The organism is Rhizorhabdus sp., assembly GCF_018006725.1.
In the GTDB taxonomy this organism is placed as follows: Bacteria; Pseudomonadota; Alphaproteobacteria; order Sphingomonadales; family Sphingomonadaceae; genus Rhizorhabdus.
Window position 1 is genome coordinate 12,392 of sequence record NZ_JAGMXV010000039.1, and the last position, 15,607, is coordinate 27,998.

A 15,607-nucleotide genomic window follows, 5' to 3' on the forward strand; every position below is an offset into this window, starting at 1 on the left:
TAAAGGGATTGGGCCGCTAAATCATCCGCCCGACAGGTCGTTACCGGCCATAGCGAGGTGGTGAAGAAAAATGGTTAGCTCGGTCGGTTCATCGATCCTTACCTCGCTGGGCGCGTCCGGCATCGACACCGCGTCGCTCGTCGATCAGCTGGCAAAAGCCTCGATCGCGTACAAGCAGAAGGTGCTGACCGCGCGTGAAACCGCGAACACGGCAAAAATCTCGGATCTCGCCAGCGCGGTCAGTTCGATCAACGCCTTCTCCTCATCCCTGTCGACGCTGATCTCGGGCGGGACGCTCTATACCCAGCCGACCAGTTCGAACACCAGCGTGCTGCAGGTCTCCGCTCAGGCAGGTGCGCGGCTCAATGGCCTGTCGGCTTCGGTGCGCGTCGAGAAGCTCGCCATGGCCCAGACGATGACGGCCGCCCCGCTGACCGGCGCATCGAGCCCCGTCGGCACCGGAACGCTCGAACTCAAGGTCGGCAGCCAGACCAAGACGATCACGATCGATTCGACCAACAACACGCTCGCCGGGCTCGCCAAGGCGATCAAGGACAGCGGTCTGGGCGTTTCGGCCAGCATCGTCACCGACTCCAGTGGCGCACGTCTCGTCGTCAAGGGTGCCACCGGGTCTGCCAATGCCTTCTCGCTCAAGATGACGAGCGGAACGGCGGGCGAACTCGACCGCTTCGCTTATGACCCGGCCAGCTATGATCCCGACGCGGTTACCGGCCTGGAGCTGCAACAAGCCGCGCAGAATGCGGAACTCATCGTCGACGGCGTACCCGTCAGCAAGGCGACGAACAGCATCACCGACGTGATCGACGGCGTGAAGCTCGACCTTATGTCTGCCTCCCCTGGAACGACCATCACCATCGGCTCGTCGCAACCCGTCGACGCGATCAAACAGGCGGTCACCGACTTCGTCAGCGCCTTCAACGAGATGCGCACGACCCTCAAGGACATGACCGGTACCGATGGCTCGCTGAGAAGCGACACCGGCATTCGCTCGCTGGTCCAACGGCTGAGCGCGTTGACGTCCACGAAGCTCACCTATGCCTCCGATGGCAGCCCGACGACCCTGGCCGAAATCGGCGTGTCGACCAATCGCGACGGCAGTCTTTCGCTCGACAGCGGGCGGCTCGCATCGATCATGGCGAGCAACCCCTCGGCCGTCGAGGCGATGTTCAATCCTGGCCAACGCAGCGACAACCCGCTGATCCAGATCACCAGCGCCGTCGGCAAGACCAAGGGCGGCGTCTACACGGTGACCAATGCCATGCCGGGGACGAGTTCATCCGCAGCCTCGGCCACGCTCAACGGCGGCTTCACGCTGCCACTCGGCGCGACCGGCGTCCAGGCCTCCTTCACCTCGGCGGCCTCCGGCCTGTCCTTCGATGTCCTGGGATCGGTCAGCAGCGCGACGATCACCATCGACAGCGGCCTGCAAGGCGCGCTCGACGCAATCAAGAATGAGCTGACCGCCTCCTCAGGGCAGCTGACCGCGTCACAGAGCCGGCTCGAAAGCGAGAAAGCCGCGATCAGCGGCGACAAGGAAAAGCTGACCGCGAAGGACACCGCCTACCGGGCGCAGCTGACCGCGCAATATACGCGCATGCAGTCCTCGCTGTTCGCTCTCACCTCGACCCAGAGCTATCTGACGCAGCAGATCAAGCTGTGGACCAACGACAGCGGCAACTAAGCCGGAAACCCCGCGATCAAGAGGGCTGAAGCATGTATATGAGCAACGGTTACGGCGCCACGGGCGGCGCGAAGATGGCCTATCAGAATGTCGACATCGAAGCGCGCGTTCTCGCCGCGACGCCGCACCAGCTGATCGGCATCTTGTTCGAGGAGCTGACCAAGGCGCTGGAAATCATGGTCGCCGCGCAGCGCGTGGGCAACCGCGCCAAGATCATCGACAAGCAGGCCCGCGCGTCGAACATCCTGCTTGCGCTCGAAACCAGCCTCGACTTCCGCAACGGTGGCGAAATTGCGCTCAATCTTGCCCGCGTCTACCGCGAGGCGCGCCGCCTGGTACAGCTCGGCGGCCGTAGCCACGACCCGGACGCCGTCGAACGCGCCGCCCTGCTGCTCAAGGACATCATCGAGGCCTGGGAGCAGATCGGCTGATCTTTACCGGGCGTTAACCCCGACCGGGGCATCCTGCACCGGTCAGGAGACCGCGATGGCTAATTTCGACCGCAAGACCGTACAGGACACCGCTGCGTTCAAGGAACGGCGCGTGAAGGGCAAGGTCGTGCGTTTCTCGGCCGACGCCACCGCCGAGCATGTCCCCTCGCCCGCCCATGCGCTGCAGCAGATGCTCGCTGAGCGGACGGCCGACGGCTTCATCACCGATCCGGTCGCGCGCCACCGCGCGCTGGCAAAGTTCATCGGCACGGCTGTCCTGCTATGGGGCGGGATGGCCGCAGCCCTGATCTCGATGATGGCGATGACCCGCTGAACCAGGCTCAGTCGCCGTCCAGCTTGACGCCTTCGACCGCCTTGACGAGCCTGTCGCGTTCGATCTCATCCCGCTTGCGCTCGGCCTTGGTCCGACCGAATTTTACGCGGTTCGCCTCGGCCTGAACCTTGGCCTCGACCCGGGCCTTCGCCTTCCGCAGCTTGTTCAGATTGACGACGTCGCCCATGGTACGATTGTGCCCCGATGAGCGGCGCGAGGCAATCCCGACGCGATCAGCGCCGCCCTTGCCGCGCAAAGCGCTTCCACCAGATGCGATCAGGGCTTAAGGCGCGCCTGATGCATGACGACGAACTTCGCCGCTGGGTGGAAAGCGCGCTCGGCCACGTCCCCCGCGACCTGGCGATGTTCCGGCGCGCGCTGACCCATGGCAGCTATGGCCCGATCCATTATGAACGGCTCGAATTCCTCGGCGACCGCGTCCTCGGCCTGATCACCGCAACCTGGCTGTACGAGATCTATGGCGATGAGCCCGAAGGCAAGCTCTCGCGTCGGTTCAACACGCTGGTCAGCCGCGAGGTCTGCGCCGAGGTCGGGCGCGAGATCGGCGTCAGCACGCACATGCTGCTCGGCAAACAGGCGCGCGACGATGGCGCGGCGCAGAGCGACAATGTCGTCGGCGACGTCGTCGAAGCATTGATCGGCGCGCTCTATCTGGAAGGCGGGCTAGAAACCGCCCAGCGCTTCGTCCGATCGGCCTGGTCCGGCCACGTCACCGGCCAGGCGCAGGCGCCCAAGCACCCCAAGTCCGCCTTGCAGGAATGGGCCGCCTCACATCGTTGCAAGCCGCCCGTCTACACCATGGGCAATCGGAGCGGGCCCCACCACGCGCCCCGCTTCACCGTCACCGTTTCGATCGCCGGCAAGGCCGAGGCCAGCGCCGAAGGCAGCTCGAAACAGGAAGCCGAAACCGCCGCCGCCAAGGCGCTGCTGGAGAAATTGTCATGACCGAACGCTGCGGCTTCGTTGCCGTCGTCGGCGCCCCCAATGCGGGCAAGTCCACCCTCGTCAATGCGCTGGTCGGCCAGAAGGTCGCGATCGTCAGCCCAAAGGCGCAGACGACGCGCACCCGTCTGATCGGCGTCGCCATCGCCGGCGAGAGCCAGATGCTGCTCGTCGACACGCCGGGCATCTTCGCCCCCCGCCGCCGGCTCGACCGGGCGATGGTGGCGGCCGCCTGGAGCGGCGCGCAGGACGCCGACCTTATCGCCTTCGTGATCGACGCGAAGACCGGCATTTCCCGCCGCATCACCGAACTGCTCGACACGCTCGCCCAGCGCCGCGAGCCCAAGCTGGTGATCCTCAACAAGGTCGACATCTGCACCAAGGAGAGCCTGCTCGACCTGGCCGTCCGGCTGCAGGACAAGCTCGCCCCCGAGGCGATCTTCATGGTGTCCGCCGCGACCGGCGACGGTGTCGAGGATCTGCGCGCGGCACTGGCGGCCCGCGTGCCGGAGGGGCCGTGGCATTTCCCCGAGGAGCAGGTGTCCGACGCCACCGACCGCATGCTGGCGGCCGAGGTTACGCGCGAACAGCTGTTCCTCCAGCTGCACGCAGAACTCCCCTATGACTCGGCCGTCGAGACCGAAAAATATGAGGAGCGCAAGGACGGATCGGTCGCGATCCACCAGCAGATCCTGATCGCCCGCGATAGCCAGAAGGCGATCATCCTCGGCAAGCGCGGCACCCGGCTCAAGGAAATCGGCTCCCGCTCGCGCGAAGAGCTCGAAAAGCTGCTCGACCGCAAGGTCCACCTATTCCTGCACGTCAAGGTCGCCGAAAAATGGGGCGACGACCGCGGCCTCTATCGCGAGATCGGGCTCGACTGGGTCGACTGAGCGAGCGGCCCGCTCCGGGACGTTCCGGCCCGTCGCCCCAGGTGATGATGCAATCCATCGGCGGACGGCGACGCAACAAGCGTTCGAGCCGAGTTGCCGGGCCGAATCTCAGCCGCCGAGCACCTGGTCCACCCACTCGGGAACGAGTTGGCTCGCTTTGCCCAACCGCGTCTCATCGAACCAGCCGCTGCCGGCCGAGCGCTCCAGATTGAGCTCCAGCGTCTCGATCCCCGCATGGCGCGCCATCTGCACGAAGCCCGCCGCCGGATAGACCGCCCCCGACGTTCCGATCGACACGAACAGATCGGCCTCGGCCAACGCCGCCTCGATCCGCTCCATGCCGTAAGGCATCTCCCCGAAGAAGACGATGTCGGGCCGCAACTGGTCCAGTGCCCCGCATTGCGCGCACACAGTGCCGTCGAGCATCGCCCCGCCATAAGACGACCGCGCTCCGCACGCCTCGCACAGCGCCGACATCAGCTCGCCGTGCATATGGAGCAAGCGCCGCGCCCCGGCCCGCTCGTGCAGATCGTCGACATTCTGCGTGACGATCAGCAACTCCCCCCGCCACTCCCGATCGAGCCGCGCGAGAGCAATGTGCGCCGCATTGGGCTCCACCGCCCGCAACGCCGCCCGCCGCTGATCGTAAAAGTCGAGCACGAGCGCCCGATTGGCAGCCAATGCCTCGGGCGTGCAGATGTCCTCGACCCGGTGGTTCTCCCACAGCCCGTCCGAGGCGCGGAAGGTATCCAGGCCGGACTCAGCGGATATTCCAGCGCCAGTGAGGATGAGGATATTTTCGATTTTCTTCATTCGCAGCACATCCAATGGTCAAGGCCGCTGAGCAGAATGCAGTTCCGATCGCACAAATCTGCGATCAGCCCACACGGGAGAATCCGGGCTGCCTGGCTCACGAAAATCCCTCACGTTCCAGGAATCTGCTCAAGCCCATGGCGCGTGCGGCGGTCATAGGCCTCCTGCAGCGCTTCGATCCGTTTCTGGGTCCGCTTGGCGACATCCTTGATGCTGCCGCAGGTCGCCTTGGCAGCCGCCTGGACGAAGTCGTTGCGGTGATCGAAGGCAATGCGGGCGTGGCCGGCTTCATGGGTTTCAAGGCCCTTCATCGTGCGGTACCAGAAGGAGGACGCCTCGACCGAGAGCCCCTCGCTCGTCACGAGACGCGGAAGAGTCACCTTGATGGTGAGGCGCGTGACAGGATCGGCGACGAGACAGTCGTTGCCACGCCGGGTCTGGCGCCAGCCGACGCGGATGTGCCAGGCGGTGTGCGCCACGGCGTCACCGGTCTGCGGCGCGCGGCTGCGCATCGAGCGATAGATCTCCTCGGGCGTCCGCCCTTCGACGTCATAATAGTCGAAGCTGACATTCGGGATGCCGGCAAAGGCTGAGGTGATCGGCGCGCTGCCCAAGGGGGTATGCGCTGCGCTCGCCGAAAAAAGGGCGGCACCGGCCGCGATCGCAGATCTCATTCGCCGCCCTTGGGCCCCCAGAAGATCACCCAGGTGACGAAATCTTCGCTGAAATCCTCGAAGCGGTGGAAGGCGTGCGCCTCGACGAAGATCGCGTCCTGCGCCTTCACCGGCCGGCGCTCGCCATTCTTCACGAACCAGCCCGAGCCCGAGGCGACGATGTCGAGTTCGTCCTGCTCATGCGGCGCCTGATCATCCTCGAATTTCGGTGCATAGACGCCGATGCGCATGCTGCCGTTGCGGATCGGATAGGTGAAGCGCCGTCCCTGCTCGTCGGGCAGCGCTGCCAGCGCAGATTCAAGAGAGAATTGCCAGTCCTGCGCGGTCATGATCGGGTCCTCGCTTGCGCCTCCGCTGTACAGTTGAGCATGTCCCGACCAGCGAGGCCAGAGGCTATCGCCCGTGCGCCGCTCGTTCCGGTGCTTGCGTCACGCGCGGGCGGACGCCATGAAGCGCGCGGATCGAAAAGGGACAGGGCATGGCCGCAATCGGAATATTGGGCGCGCAGGGACGGATGGGCCAGGCGATCGCCGCCATTGCGCCGACGATGGGCGCCACGCTCGCGGGTGGGGTAGACCTGGGCGGCGCCGTCTTCGGCGAGCATGGCGACGCGGCGACGCTCGCCGCGCAGTGCGACGTGCTGGTCGATTTCTCTTCGCCCGTTGCCCTGGCCGGCCATCTCGCCGCCGCCAGCGCCACCGGCGTTCCGATCGTGATCGGCACCACCGGCCTCCAGCCCGAGCATCATGCGCTGATCGACGAAGCAGCGGCGGCAGGCCTGGCCGTCCTGCAATCGGCCAACACCTCGCTCGGCGTGAACCTGCTCGCACATCTGGTGCGCGAGGCGACCGCGCGGCTCGGCCCCGACTGGGACATCGAGATCGTCGAAATGCACCACCGGCACAAGGTCGACGCCCCCTCGGGCACCGCGCTCCTGCTCGGCGAAGCCGCAGCAGCGGGGCGCGGATCGGACGGCGTGACGCTCAACCGCTTCGACCGGATCGGCCATGGCAATGACCGTCCGCGCGAGGAAGGCACGATCGGCTATGCATCGCTGCGCGGCGGCTCGGTCGCGGGCGACCATATGGTGGTGCTCGCCAGCGACAATGAGCGGATCGAACTCGGCCACCGCGCCGAAAACCGGACGATCTTCGCGCGCGGGGCGGTAAAGGCCTGCCTGTGGATGGCCGGCCGGGCACCGGGCCGCTATTCGATGAACGACGTGCTGGGCCTGTGAAGAAGGCCGACGTCTTCGAATTCTATCGGCGGCTGGCGGAGAATGATCCCGCGCCGGTGACCGAGCTCAACTATGTCAATCCCTATACGCTGCTGGTCGCGGTCGCGCTGTCAGCACAAGCGACCGACGTCGGCGTGAACAAGGCCACCGGCCCGCTGTTTGCCAAGGTAACCACGCCGGAGCAGATGCTCGAGCTCGGCGAAGAGGGACTGAAACAGCACATCAAGACGATCGGCCTGTTCAACACCAAGGCGAAGAACGTCATCGCCGCCGCCCGCATCCTGGTCGACCAGCATGGCGGCGAGGTGCCACAGGACCGCGAGGCGCTTGAGGCGCTGCCCGGCGTAGGCCGCAAGACCGCCAACGTTGTCATGAACACCGCCTTCGGTGCCGAGACGATCGCGGTCGACACCCATATCTTCCGCGTCTCCAACCGCACCGGCCTCGCGCCGGGCAAGAATGTCCTGCAGGTCGAACTCAAGCTTGAGAAGGTCACGCCCAAGCCTTTCCTCCAGGGGGCGCATCACTGGCTGATCCTGCACGGCCGCTATATCTGCAAGGCGCGCAAGCCCGAATGCTGGCGCTGCCCGGTCGAGGATCTGTGCCGGTTCAAGCCGAAGACCCCGGCCCCTCCCCCGCCCAAGGCCTGAACCAAGGGGCGGCCCTGCATTTTCAAGGCGCGGCGCGGACGATATCGTCTTATGATCATGGACCGAAGGATCGATGATCTGGGAAAGGATGTTCCGATGCGTGGTCGAACGAAGCGTGCCGTGGCCCTTGCCGTCGCCCTGCTCTGCGCCGCCGGCTCTGCGGGCCAGAGCCGCCCGCTGAAGCCCGAGCAGGAAGCGAAGATCAAGCCTGACGGCAAGGCCGAGGACTGCATCCCCCTCCGCTCGATCCGCAATACGCGCGTCCGCGACGACCGCACGATCGATTTCTACATGAACAACGGCAAGGTCTATCGCAACACCCTGCCCTATGCCTGCTCGGGCCTCGGCTATGAGGAGCGCTTCGGCTATGCGACCTCGCTGCCGCAGCTCTGCTCGGTCGACATCATCACTGTCCTGCGCACCCCGCCCATCCCGATCGGCGCGTCGTGCGGCCTGGGCAAGTTCCAGCCGATCAGCGGCGCGCCGAAATAGGGCCGACCGGAGGAGCCCCCGCCAATTAGCTCTGGCGGTGCCCCGATCGCTTTGCTAAGCGGCCCCCAACGCACCCGTAGCTCAGCTGGATAGAGCGCTGCCCTCCGAAGGCAGAGGCCAGGGGTTCGAATCCCTTCGGGTGCGCCATATTCCGACATTTTTCAGTGATCCGGCGTTTGCCGGAACGCCTATGTGCGGATGGCTGCGTCGCTGCAGATGCTGGTCCGACGTTCCAGCCTCGGGCCATATGTACCTAGGAGAGCGCCGCATTCGGCGCCAACCATCAACCTGTCAGCCAGTCGAGCGCCATGTCTGGATCGGTGAAAAACTCGACCCCTTCGCGTGACGTCAGCCGTTTGGCTTGCAGCCGCGCGAGGCTCCTTGCGGTCACGAAGGCCAGACGGCGGGAACGGACATCATCGCTCCCGACCAGTTTGGCGAACTCGCCGACGCGTTCCTGACTTTGAATATCCATCTCGCATATGTCGCACAGAGTGAGATGATCATTGGCCGCGCAGGCCAGCGTAGCGATCGCCTCGACCATGCGCGTGCGCATCTCGACGATGGTCGCGCTTTCGAAGAAGCCTCCCATGGTCAGGCGGATCAGTTTGAGATCCTTCTCCACGTCGATGGCGAACCAGCCTTGCACGATCGCACACTTCCTCTGCGGTAACTTGAATATGGACCGAGCGGGAAAGGATGCCCGGCGATTCGGAGCCTTGTGCCAACCAAATCCTGACAAACAGGTAGCGCCCACAGAAAATCCACGGCTCATTTGCACAACGGCAAGAGCATCATCCTTCGCGGCGCCATGGTGCCGCTTTCCCGTGCCCACCATCGTCGTCACGGCCGCGCATGGTAAATGTCATTCGGTCTTCGTTGGTTGCGTACTTGCCGATGCACAACGCCAATGCACAGTGCCGATGCCGTCACCCGCATGAATCACTGGCGAAATCCGGCGCCTTCCATAAGGTGGCGGGGTGGCCGGATCGGGGGGTGGCGTGCGTTCGGATCATGAGGGGGGAGTGACGGGCGATCGCCGATGCCGCGCGCCCTGCCGTGATGGAGCCGGACCGCGATGAGCATGAGCGGAAGCGCCATGGCGCGGATCGTCGGCATCCAGACGATCGTCCAGTTCGTCATCGATTTCTCGGCCAGCCTGATCGTCGCGCGGCTGTTGTCGCCGCACGAGATCGGCGCCTTCTCGATCGCGCTCGCCGCCGTGGTGATCGCGGCGACGCTGCGCAGCGCGGGCGTCAACATGTTCCTGATCGCGGCGCCCAAGCTCGACCGGCCAATGGTGCGCACTGCGCTCGGCATGGCGATGCTGACCAGCTTCGCCTTCGCCCTCCTGATCTTCCTCGCGGCGCCCGCCATCGCCGGCTTCTACCGCGAGCCGGTGATCGCCGATGTGCTGCGCATCGTCACCCTCTCCTATCTGATGGCGCCTTATCAGGTGCTGAGCCACGGGCTGCTGACGCGGGCGCTGCGCTTCAAGACGATCCTCGTCGCGACGCTGGCGGGTGCGGCGGCGGGCGCCGCGACTTCGGTCGGGCTCGCTTATGCCGGCTGGGGCAGCATCGCCATGGCCTATGGCTCGGTCGTCAACGGTGCGGTGGCGCTGGGGTTGTCCGTGCTCGCCCGGCCGCCCGATTTCGTCTGGCGGCCGGCGCTGTCGCACTGGCGGTCGATCTCATCCTTCACCGGCTGGGTGCTGGGGGGCGTGTTGCTCGGGCAGGTCGGGCCGAGATTGAACGAGCTGTTCGTCGGACGGTCGCTGGGCATCGCCCCGGCGGCCTTTCTGGACCGCGCCGAGATGCTGCCGCGCATGTTGTGGACCTATGCCGCGCCGCCGGTGCTCAGCATATTGTCGCCGCTGGTCGCGCACGAATTGCGTAGCGGGATCGACGCCCATGCGACGCTGCTGGTGCGAATGCGGCTGTTCGGCTGCATCTTCTCGCCTGTCCTGATCGGCATCGCGACCCAGTCGGCGCCAATCCTGATCGGGCTGTACGGCTGGCAGTGGCAGGCCTCGATCGCGCCCGCCCCCTGGTTGTGCATCGCGGCGGCGATCACCGGGCAGTTCGTGGTACTCAACGCCTCGCTGTCGGGCCTCGGCAAAGCGCGCGAGCTGTTTCTGCTCGGCCTCGCCGAACAGACCGCGCGCATCGCCATGCTGGCGATGCTCAGCTGGACCAACATCGTCTTCGTCGCAATCGGCACCATCGGGGTGTCGCTCGTCTATGCCGCCGCCGCGATCCGGCTGGGCATCGCCCTCGGCCTCTTCTCGCTGCGCGAGATGCTGGCGAGCCTGATCCCCTCGGTCGCGATCTGTGCGGTCGTCGGGCTTGCAGGCGTGGCGATCGACCTGATGCGGGGGGGAGGCATTCCCGCCCAGCCGATCATCGCGGCGCTTGAAGCAGCCGGTCTGCTCGCGCTCGTCTGGCTCGGCGCCGTGGCGCTGTTCCAGCGGTCGGTGCTGACCGCCTTGCTGAAGGTCGCGCGGCATTGAGCGACCCGCGTCCGATCCTGCTCGTCGCCAATGCCCTGCCACCGCTCGTGGGCGGGACGCCGATGGTCTATGACCGGCTCGCCCGCGCCTGCGCGCCACAGCTTCACATACTCACCGCCTCGCGCGACGCCGACGAGGGCAAGCCGATCCCCGACTGGCGCGAGAGCGACGACGGCAAGAGCTATCCGGTCCATCGCATCGCCTGGCTCCGTCCGCCGCGGATCGAGGCGTTCCGCCGCCGTATAGGACTGCTCGACCTGCTGATCGTCGACCTGCCGGTAATGCTCTACGTGCTGCTGCGCGTCCTGATCCTCGCGACGCGGATCCGCGCGCGGACGATCGTCGTCGGTGAATTGCAGGGGCTCGGCTGGCTCGCCATCCTGCTTGCGCTGATCAGCCCCTGGCGGATCATCCTCTATACCCATGGCGAGGAAGTGGTGCAGAAGACCTATAACCGCCTCGCCCGCCTGCGCGGTCCGGCGCTGCGCGCAGCCGATCATGTGATCACCGTGTCTGGCTTCACGCGCGACCGGCTTATCGCCGATTTTCAGGTGCCGGCCGAGCGGATCAGCCTGGTCACGCCGGGAGTGGATCTCGTTCGCTTCCAGCCAGGTCCGGATGCGCCCGCTGAGCGCCCCTTCGTCCTCGCGGTCGGACGCCTGATCGAGCGCAAGGGCTTCGACCGGCTGATCGAAGGCTTCGGCCTGATCGCGGCCGACTTTCCCGATGTCGAACTGGTGATCGCTGGCAAGGGCCCCGAAGAGGATCGGCTGCGGTCGATCGCAGCCTCCTCGCCCGCCGCATCGCGCATCGCCTTTCGCGGCGGAATAGACGATGCGACGCTCGACGCGCTGTATCGGAGGTGTACGCTGTTCGCGATGCCCAACCGCACCCTGCCCGATGGGGACACCGAAGGTTTTGGCCTGATCTTCCTCGAGGCCAATGCCTGCGGCAAGGCGGTGATCGGCGGTCGTGCGGGCGGTGCGACCGATGCGGTCGTCGACGGCGTGACCGGCCTGCTGGTCGATGGCGACGATCCCGCGTCGATCGCGGCGGCGCTGCGGCAGCTGCTGGGCGATCCGGCCGCACGCCGAAAGATGGAACAGGCCGGATTCGCGCGGGCCCGGACGCTGGGATGGGACGCAACCGCGCGCAGGTTTCTCGAGGCAGTGGAATGACGAACAGGCGCGGCAAGCGGGTAAACTGGTGGCAGTCCAAGGCCTATGTCGGCCTGCTGCTGGTGCTGATGATAATGCCGCTGCTGTGGCCGCCCTTCCCGCCGCTCGACGATGTGCCCACCCATATGGGACGCTTCTACATTCAGACCGGCATGGCGGGTGCCCCCACTCTGTCCTCGATCTTCTCGATCGACTGGATGCCGGTCGGCAATCTCGGCGTCGATGCGCTCGTCTATGCGCTGCATCCGCTGATGGGGGTCGAGCCGGCTACGAAGCTGGTCATCATTCTGATCCCGCTGCTGTCGGCCGCCGGCCTGCTGCTGATCGCGCGTGAAGCGCATGGCGAACTGCCGGCCACCGCGGCCTTCGCGCTGCCGCTGATCTACAATTATGCCTTCCACTACGGCTTCATCAATTTCTCGCTGGGGGCCGCCCTCGCCTTCCTGCTGTTCGGCCTCGTCCTGCGCTATCAGCGCCTCAAGATGCCGACGGTCTGGCGGACGCTGATCCTGCTCGGCAGCCTGCTCATCTATTTCGCGCATATCTTCGGCTGGGTCGTCTTCGGTCTGCTCGTCGTCGGCAATGCGCTCTACCGGCATGTCACCAGCTGGAAGATCAGCCTGGCAATGGTGCGCGCGGTCGTACTCGAATGCCTGCTGCTCGCGCTGCCGCTGATACCGATCGTCGCGTGGCGCAGCGGCGACAACCAGGGCGAGACGAGCGCCTTCTTCGCGATCTTCGACAAATGGGGCTGGATCGAAAGCGCGATGCGCGACCGCTGGGTCAAATGGGAGGGGCTGTCGGCGCTGCTCTGCGTCGGGCTGATCGGCCTAGGCATCGTCGGCCTCATGCGGATGAGCCGGCGCCTGCTCCTCGTCTTCCTGGTGATGGCGGCCTTCTACATCTTCATCCCCTATGCCTTTTTCGGGCTGATCTATGCCGACATGCGGATCGCGCCGCTGATGCTTGCCATCGGCATCCTCGCCATCGCACCCCGCCCCGCCTGGGGGCGCACCGCCGCATCGGCGATCGCGCTGCTGGCACTCGCCTTCGTCACCGCGCGCAGTGTCGCGACGACGATCAGCTATGCCCGCTACGCCGATGATCATGCCCGCTGGCTGAAGGTCCTGCCCAGCATACCGCGCGGCGCGCGCGTGGTCGCCCTGGTCGCGCCGCCCTGCCCGCGTGGCTGGAACGTGCCCCGCATCATCCATCTGCCGAGCATGGCGATCATCCGCCGCGACGCCTTCGTCAACGACCAGTTCGACATGCCGGGTGCGCAGCTGGTGGCGGTCGGCCCGTCGATCCCGCGCGACTTCGCCTATCACAGCAGCGCCCAGGTCCGCCTGCCCGGCTGCGACCGTCCCGAGCCGCTGCTCGCCGACCGCATCGCGCAGATCCCGCGCGGGGCGTTCGACCATCTGTGGCTGCTGGGCGTCGATCCCGCCAACCGGCCCAAGGCCGACTGGCTGCGCCCGGTCTGGTCCGACGAACGGTCGGCGCTCTACGCGATCGTTCGACAAAAAACATCTTCCGCTGCTAAGGCGGGCCCGAGGGGATAGTCAGTGGGGGCTGCACGATGAGCATGATCGAAACCAAGAAGGCGCCGCGCCGCAAATTGTCGGCGCCCGACGTCTCGCTGATCATCCCGACCTATAACGAGAAAGCGAATATCGCGCCGCTGGTCGAGGCGGTGCGCTCGGCGCTCGGCGACATCCCCTGGGAAATCATCATCGTCGACGACGACAGCCCGGACCAGACCTTTGCCGAGGTGTCGCGTCTGGCGCGGGACGAGCCGCGCCTGCGCTGCCTGCGCCGCGTCGGCCGGCGCGGACTGTCCTCGGCGGTGATCGAGGGCGCGCTGGTCGCGAATGGCAGCGCCATCGCGGTGATGGATGCGGATTTCCAGCATGACGAACGCATCCTCAAGCAGATGTACGAGAAGCTGACCTCGACCGGGGCCGACATCGTCGTCGCCACCCGCTATGCCGATGGCGGCGGCATCGGCGAGTGGGATGCGACCCGCGCGAAGATGAGCGATTTCGCGACGCGGATGGCGGGCATGCTGGTCGGCAACCAGACCAGCGACCCGATGAGCGGCTTCTTCATGGTCCGCCGCGAGATCTTCGCCAGCGTCATCTACGATCTATCACAGCAGGGCTACAAGATCCTGCTCGACATCATCAGCTCCTCGCACACCCCGCTGAAGATCGAGGAAGTTCCCTATGTCTTCCGCACGCGGCAGGAAGGCGAGAGCAAGATCAGCGTCATGGTGCTGGCGCAATTCCTGTTCCTGATCATCGAGAAGCTGACCCACGGCCTCATCCCGCCGCGCTTTGCGTTGTTCAGCATCGTCGGTGGCTTCGGCTTGCTCGTCCACCTCGCCATCCTCAACGGGCTGAAACTGGCCGGCTTCACCTTCATCGCGGCGCAGCTGACCGCTACCTTCATCGCGATGATGTCGAACTTCGTCATGAACAACGAGTTCACCTATCGCGACCGGCGGCTGACGGGCCTTTCCTTTCTCGCCGGCCTGATCCTGTTCTGCGTGGTCTGCAGCTTCGGCGCGCTCGCCAATGTCGGCGTCGCGGAGATTGCGATCAACCAGTTCGGCAACTGGTCGTTCGCCGGCCTGGCTGGTGCGATCATGGGTGCCGTCTTCAACTTCTCGGCCGCAACCAGCCTCGTATGGCGGCGGCCGCGCAAGAGGGTCGTTTCGGTCGCAGCCTGAGTTCGGCAGGCGGCAGCCCTCGCGCGACGGATTGAAAATCGCGATGGCACCTCCCGTTCGTTTCGGCGTTGACGATGGCGGGGACAGACTGCCGCGTGCCTCACGGCGATCGAACACAGGGCCATGATGCCGAGCGACCTTTTCCGCACTGACTCCAATTGCTGGAGGATGGAGCGCGCCGACCGGTTCGGCGTGATCATCGACGCCGCCGACTATTTCCGCGTTGCGCGCGACGCGATGATGGCAGCCCGCGAACAGATCATTCTGGTCGGTTGGGACGTCGACCCACGCATCCTGCTCGATCCCGATGCTGGCGACCGCGAGGAACCCAATTGTCTGGCCGAGTTCATCCCGTGGCTGGCCAAGCGACGGCCCGAACTGCGGATCAATTTGCTGATCTGGAATATGGGCTTTCTCAAGATGCTGGGGCGCGGTCTGTCCGCCCTGACCCTCGCGCAATGGCGCCTCGCCCGACATGTCGAAATCCGTTTCGACAGCAGCCATCCGATCGGCGGCACGCATCATCAGAAGCTGCTGGTGGTGGACGACAGTCTGGCCATGTGCGGTGGTATCGACATGACGTCGGACCGCTGGGACACGCCCGACCATGTCGACGAGGACCCCCGCCGCGTTCGGCCGAACGGAGCCCCCTATCGCCCCTGGCACGATACGGCGGGAATCGTCGACGGACCCGTTGCACAGGCGCTCGGCGAACTGGCGCGCATCCGCTGGCGGCGGGCCACCGGCAAGACTCTGCCCGCGCCCGTGCCCCATGATGCCGCCTGGCCCGAGCTCGTCGAACCGCTCCATCATGATGTGGAGGTGGCAATCGCGCGAACCGAACCAAAAGCCGAGGACCATGAAGAGGTCCGCGAGATTGAGCAGCTCTATATCGACATGATCGCGCGGGCGCGCCGCTTCATCTATGCCGACAATCAATATTTCGCCTCCCGCCGCGTGGCCGAGGCAATAGCCAAGCGCCTCGAGGAGCCAGATG

The 15,607-nt window shown here is 65.7% G+C and carries 17 protein-coding genes, 1 tRNA gene and 1 pseudogene; 14 read left to right on the forward strand and 5 right to left on the reverse strand.

The genetic code is table 11. From position 1 onward, the window contains the following. The first annotated feature begins 70 nt into the window (after positions 1 to 70). Genes fliD through KAY22_RS08135 form a run of 3 tightly spaced genes read left to right on the forward strand, consistent with a single transcriptional unit; the run spans position 71 to position 2,467 of the window. On the forward strand, positions 71 to 1,702 hold the full coding sequence (gene fliD / locus KAY22_RS08125) for a flagellar filament capping protein FliD (RefSeq protein WP_296622065.1): 1,632 nt from the start codon (positions 71 to 73) through the stop codon (positions 1,700 to 1,702). A 38-nt stretch (positions 1,703 to 1,740) separates the two neighbouring features. Next, positions 1,741 to 2,133 carry a flagellar export chaperone FliS gene (locus KAY22_RS08130; RefSeq protein WP_296622067.1) on the forward strand — a complete coding sequence of 131 codons (393 nt, stop codon included), beginning with the start codon at positions 1,741 to 1,743 and terminating at the stop codon, positions 2,131 to 2,133. Positions 2,134 to 2,188: 55 nt separating this feature from the next. After that, positions 2,189 to 2,467: a hypothetical protein gene (locus tag KAY22_RS08135; RefSeq protein WP_296622070.1), complete on the forward strand. Its 279-nt coding sequence runs from the start codon at positions 2,189 to 2,191 to the stop codon at positions 2,465 to 2,467. A gap of 7 nt (positions 2,468 to 2,474) precedes the next feature. Here the strand turns inward: KAY22_RS08135 and KAY22_RS08140 are convergent, their stop codons facing one another. Continuing rightward, on the reverse strand, positions 2,475 to 2,723 hold the full coding sequence (locus tag KAY22_RS08140; RefSeq protein WP_366514072.1) for a DUF4169 family protein: 249 nt from the start codon (positions 2,721 to 2,723) through the stop codon (positions 2,475 to 2,477). A 41-nt stretch (positions 2,724 to 2,764) separates the two neighbouring features. Between KAY22_RS08140 and rnc the strand changes: the two genes are divergently transcribed. Beyond that, positions 2,765 to 3,433: a ribonuclease III gene (rnc, locus tag KAY22_RS08145; RefSeq protein ID WP_296622073.1), complete on the forward strand. Its 669-nt coding sequence runs from the start codon at positions 2,765 to 2,767 to the stop codon at positions 3,431 to 3,433. After that, positions 3,430 to 4,323: a GTPase Era gene (gene era, locus KAY22_RS08150; protein ID WP_296622075.1), complete on the forward strand. Its 894-nt coding sequence runs from the start codon at positions 3,430 to 3,432 to the stop codon at positions 4,321 to 4,323. Before rnc ends, era begins: the two co-directional genes overlap by 4 nt. Before the next feature lie 108 nt (positions 4,324 to 4,431). Here era and KAY22_RS08155 read toward each other — a convergent pair whose 3' ends face one another. The 3 genes from KAY22_RS08155 to KAY22_RS08165 form a co-directional block, all read right to left on the reverse strand. Further along, complete coding sequence (locus KAY22_RS08155) at positions 4,432 to 5,136, reverse strand: NAD-dependent deacylase (RefSeq protein WP_296622078.1); 705 nt, start codon at positions 5,134 to 5,136, stop codon at positions 4,432 to 4,434. Positions 5,137 to 5,246: 110 nt separating this feature from the next. Beyond that, positions 5,247 to 5,810, reverse strand: coding sequence for a DUF922 domain-containing protein (locus KAY22_RS08160; protein ID WP_296622080.1), 564 nt, complete (start codon positions 5,808 to 5,810; stop codon positions 5,247 to 5,249). Next, a complete protein-coding gene (locus tag KAY22_RS08165) occupies positions 5,807 to 6,139 on the reverse strand; it encodes a cupin domain-containing protein (protein ID WP_296622082.1) in 333 nt (110 codons plus the stop codon). Before KAY22_RS08165 ends, KAY22_RS08160 begins: the two co-directional genes overlap by 4 nt. Positions 6,140 to 6,288: 149 nt before the next feature. On the opposite strand from KAY22_RS08165, the gene dapB reads away from it, so the two are divergent. From dapB to KAY22_RS08185, 4 genes are all read left to right on the forward strand, one after another. Continuing rightward, on the forward strand, positions 6,289 to 7,047 hold the full coding sequence (gene dapB / locus KAY22_RS08170; protein ID WP_296622084.1) for a 4-hydroxy-tetrahydrodipicolinate reductase: 759 nt from the start codon (positions 6,289 to 6,291) through the stop codon (positions 7,045 to 7,047). Next, positions 7,044 to 7,697, forward strand: coding sequence for an endonuclease III (gene nth, locus KAY22_RS08175; protein ID WP_296622086.1), 654 nt, complete (start codon positions 7,044 to 7,046; stop codon positions 7,695 to 7,697). The genes dapB and nth overlap by 4 nt, the downstream gene beginning before the upstream one ends. Positions 7,698 to 7,793: 96 nt before the next feature. Then, on the forward strand, positions 7,794 to 8,189 hold the full coding sequence (locus KAY22_RS08180) for a hypothetical protein (protein ID WP_296622088.1): 396 nt from the start codon (positions 7,794 to 7,796) through the stop codon (positions 8,187 to 8,189). Between the two features lie 70 nt (positions 8,190 to 8,259). Then, a tRNA-Arg gene (locus KAY22_RS08185) sits at positions 8,260 to 8,336 on the forward strand. Positions 8,337 to 8,472: 136 nt separating this feature from the next. Here KAY22_RS08185 and KAY22_RS08190 read toward each other — a convergent pair. Next, positions 8,473 to 9,036 (reverse strand): hypothetical protein, encoded by a 564-nt coding sequence (locus tag KAY22_RS08190; protein WP_296622090.1) that lies wholly within the window; start codon positions 9,034 to 9,036, stop codon positions 8,473 to 8,475. 231 nt (positions 9,037 to 9,267) lie between these two features. Here KAY22_RS08190 and KAY22_RS08195 point away from each other — a divergent pair, with 231 nt between their 5' ends. From KAY22_RS08195 to KAY22_RS08215, 5 genes and pseudogenes are all read left to right on the forward strand, one after another. After that, a complete protein-coding gene (locus KAY22_RS08195) occupies positions 9,268 to 10,701 on the forward strand; it encodes an oligosaccharide flippase family protein (RefSeq protein ID WP_296622092.1) in 1,434 nt (477 codons plus the stop codon). Then, positions 10,698 to 11,879 (forward strand): glycosyltransferase family 4 protein, encoded by a 1,182-nt coding sequence (locus tag KAY22_RS08200; protein WP_296622095.1) that lies wholly within the window; start codon positions 10,698 to 10,700, stop codon positions 11,877 to 11,879. The genes KAY22_RS08195 and KAY22_RS08200 overlap by 4 nt, the downstream gene beginning before the upstream one ends. Then, positions 11,876 to 13,441, forward strand: coding sequence for a hypothetical protein (locus KAY22_RS08205; protein ID WP_296622098.1), 1,566 nt, complete (start codon positions 11,876 to 11,878; stop codon positions 13,439 to 13,441). The genes KAY22_RS08200 and KAY22_RS08205 overlap by 4 nt, the downstream gene beginning before the upstream one ends. A 17-nt stretch (positions 13,442 to 13,458) precedes the next feature. Then, a complete protein-coding gene (locus KAY22_RS08210; protein WP_296622101.1) occupies positions 13,459 to 14,610 on the forward strand; it encodes a glycosyltransferase family 2 protein in 1,152 nt (383 codons plus the stop codon). Positions 14,611 to 14,778: 168 nt separating this feature from the next. Next, positions 14,779 to 15,607: pseudogene (locus KAY22_RS08215) on the forward strand (phospholipase); the annotation flags it as partial.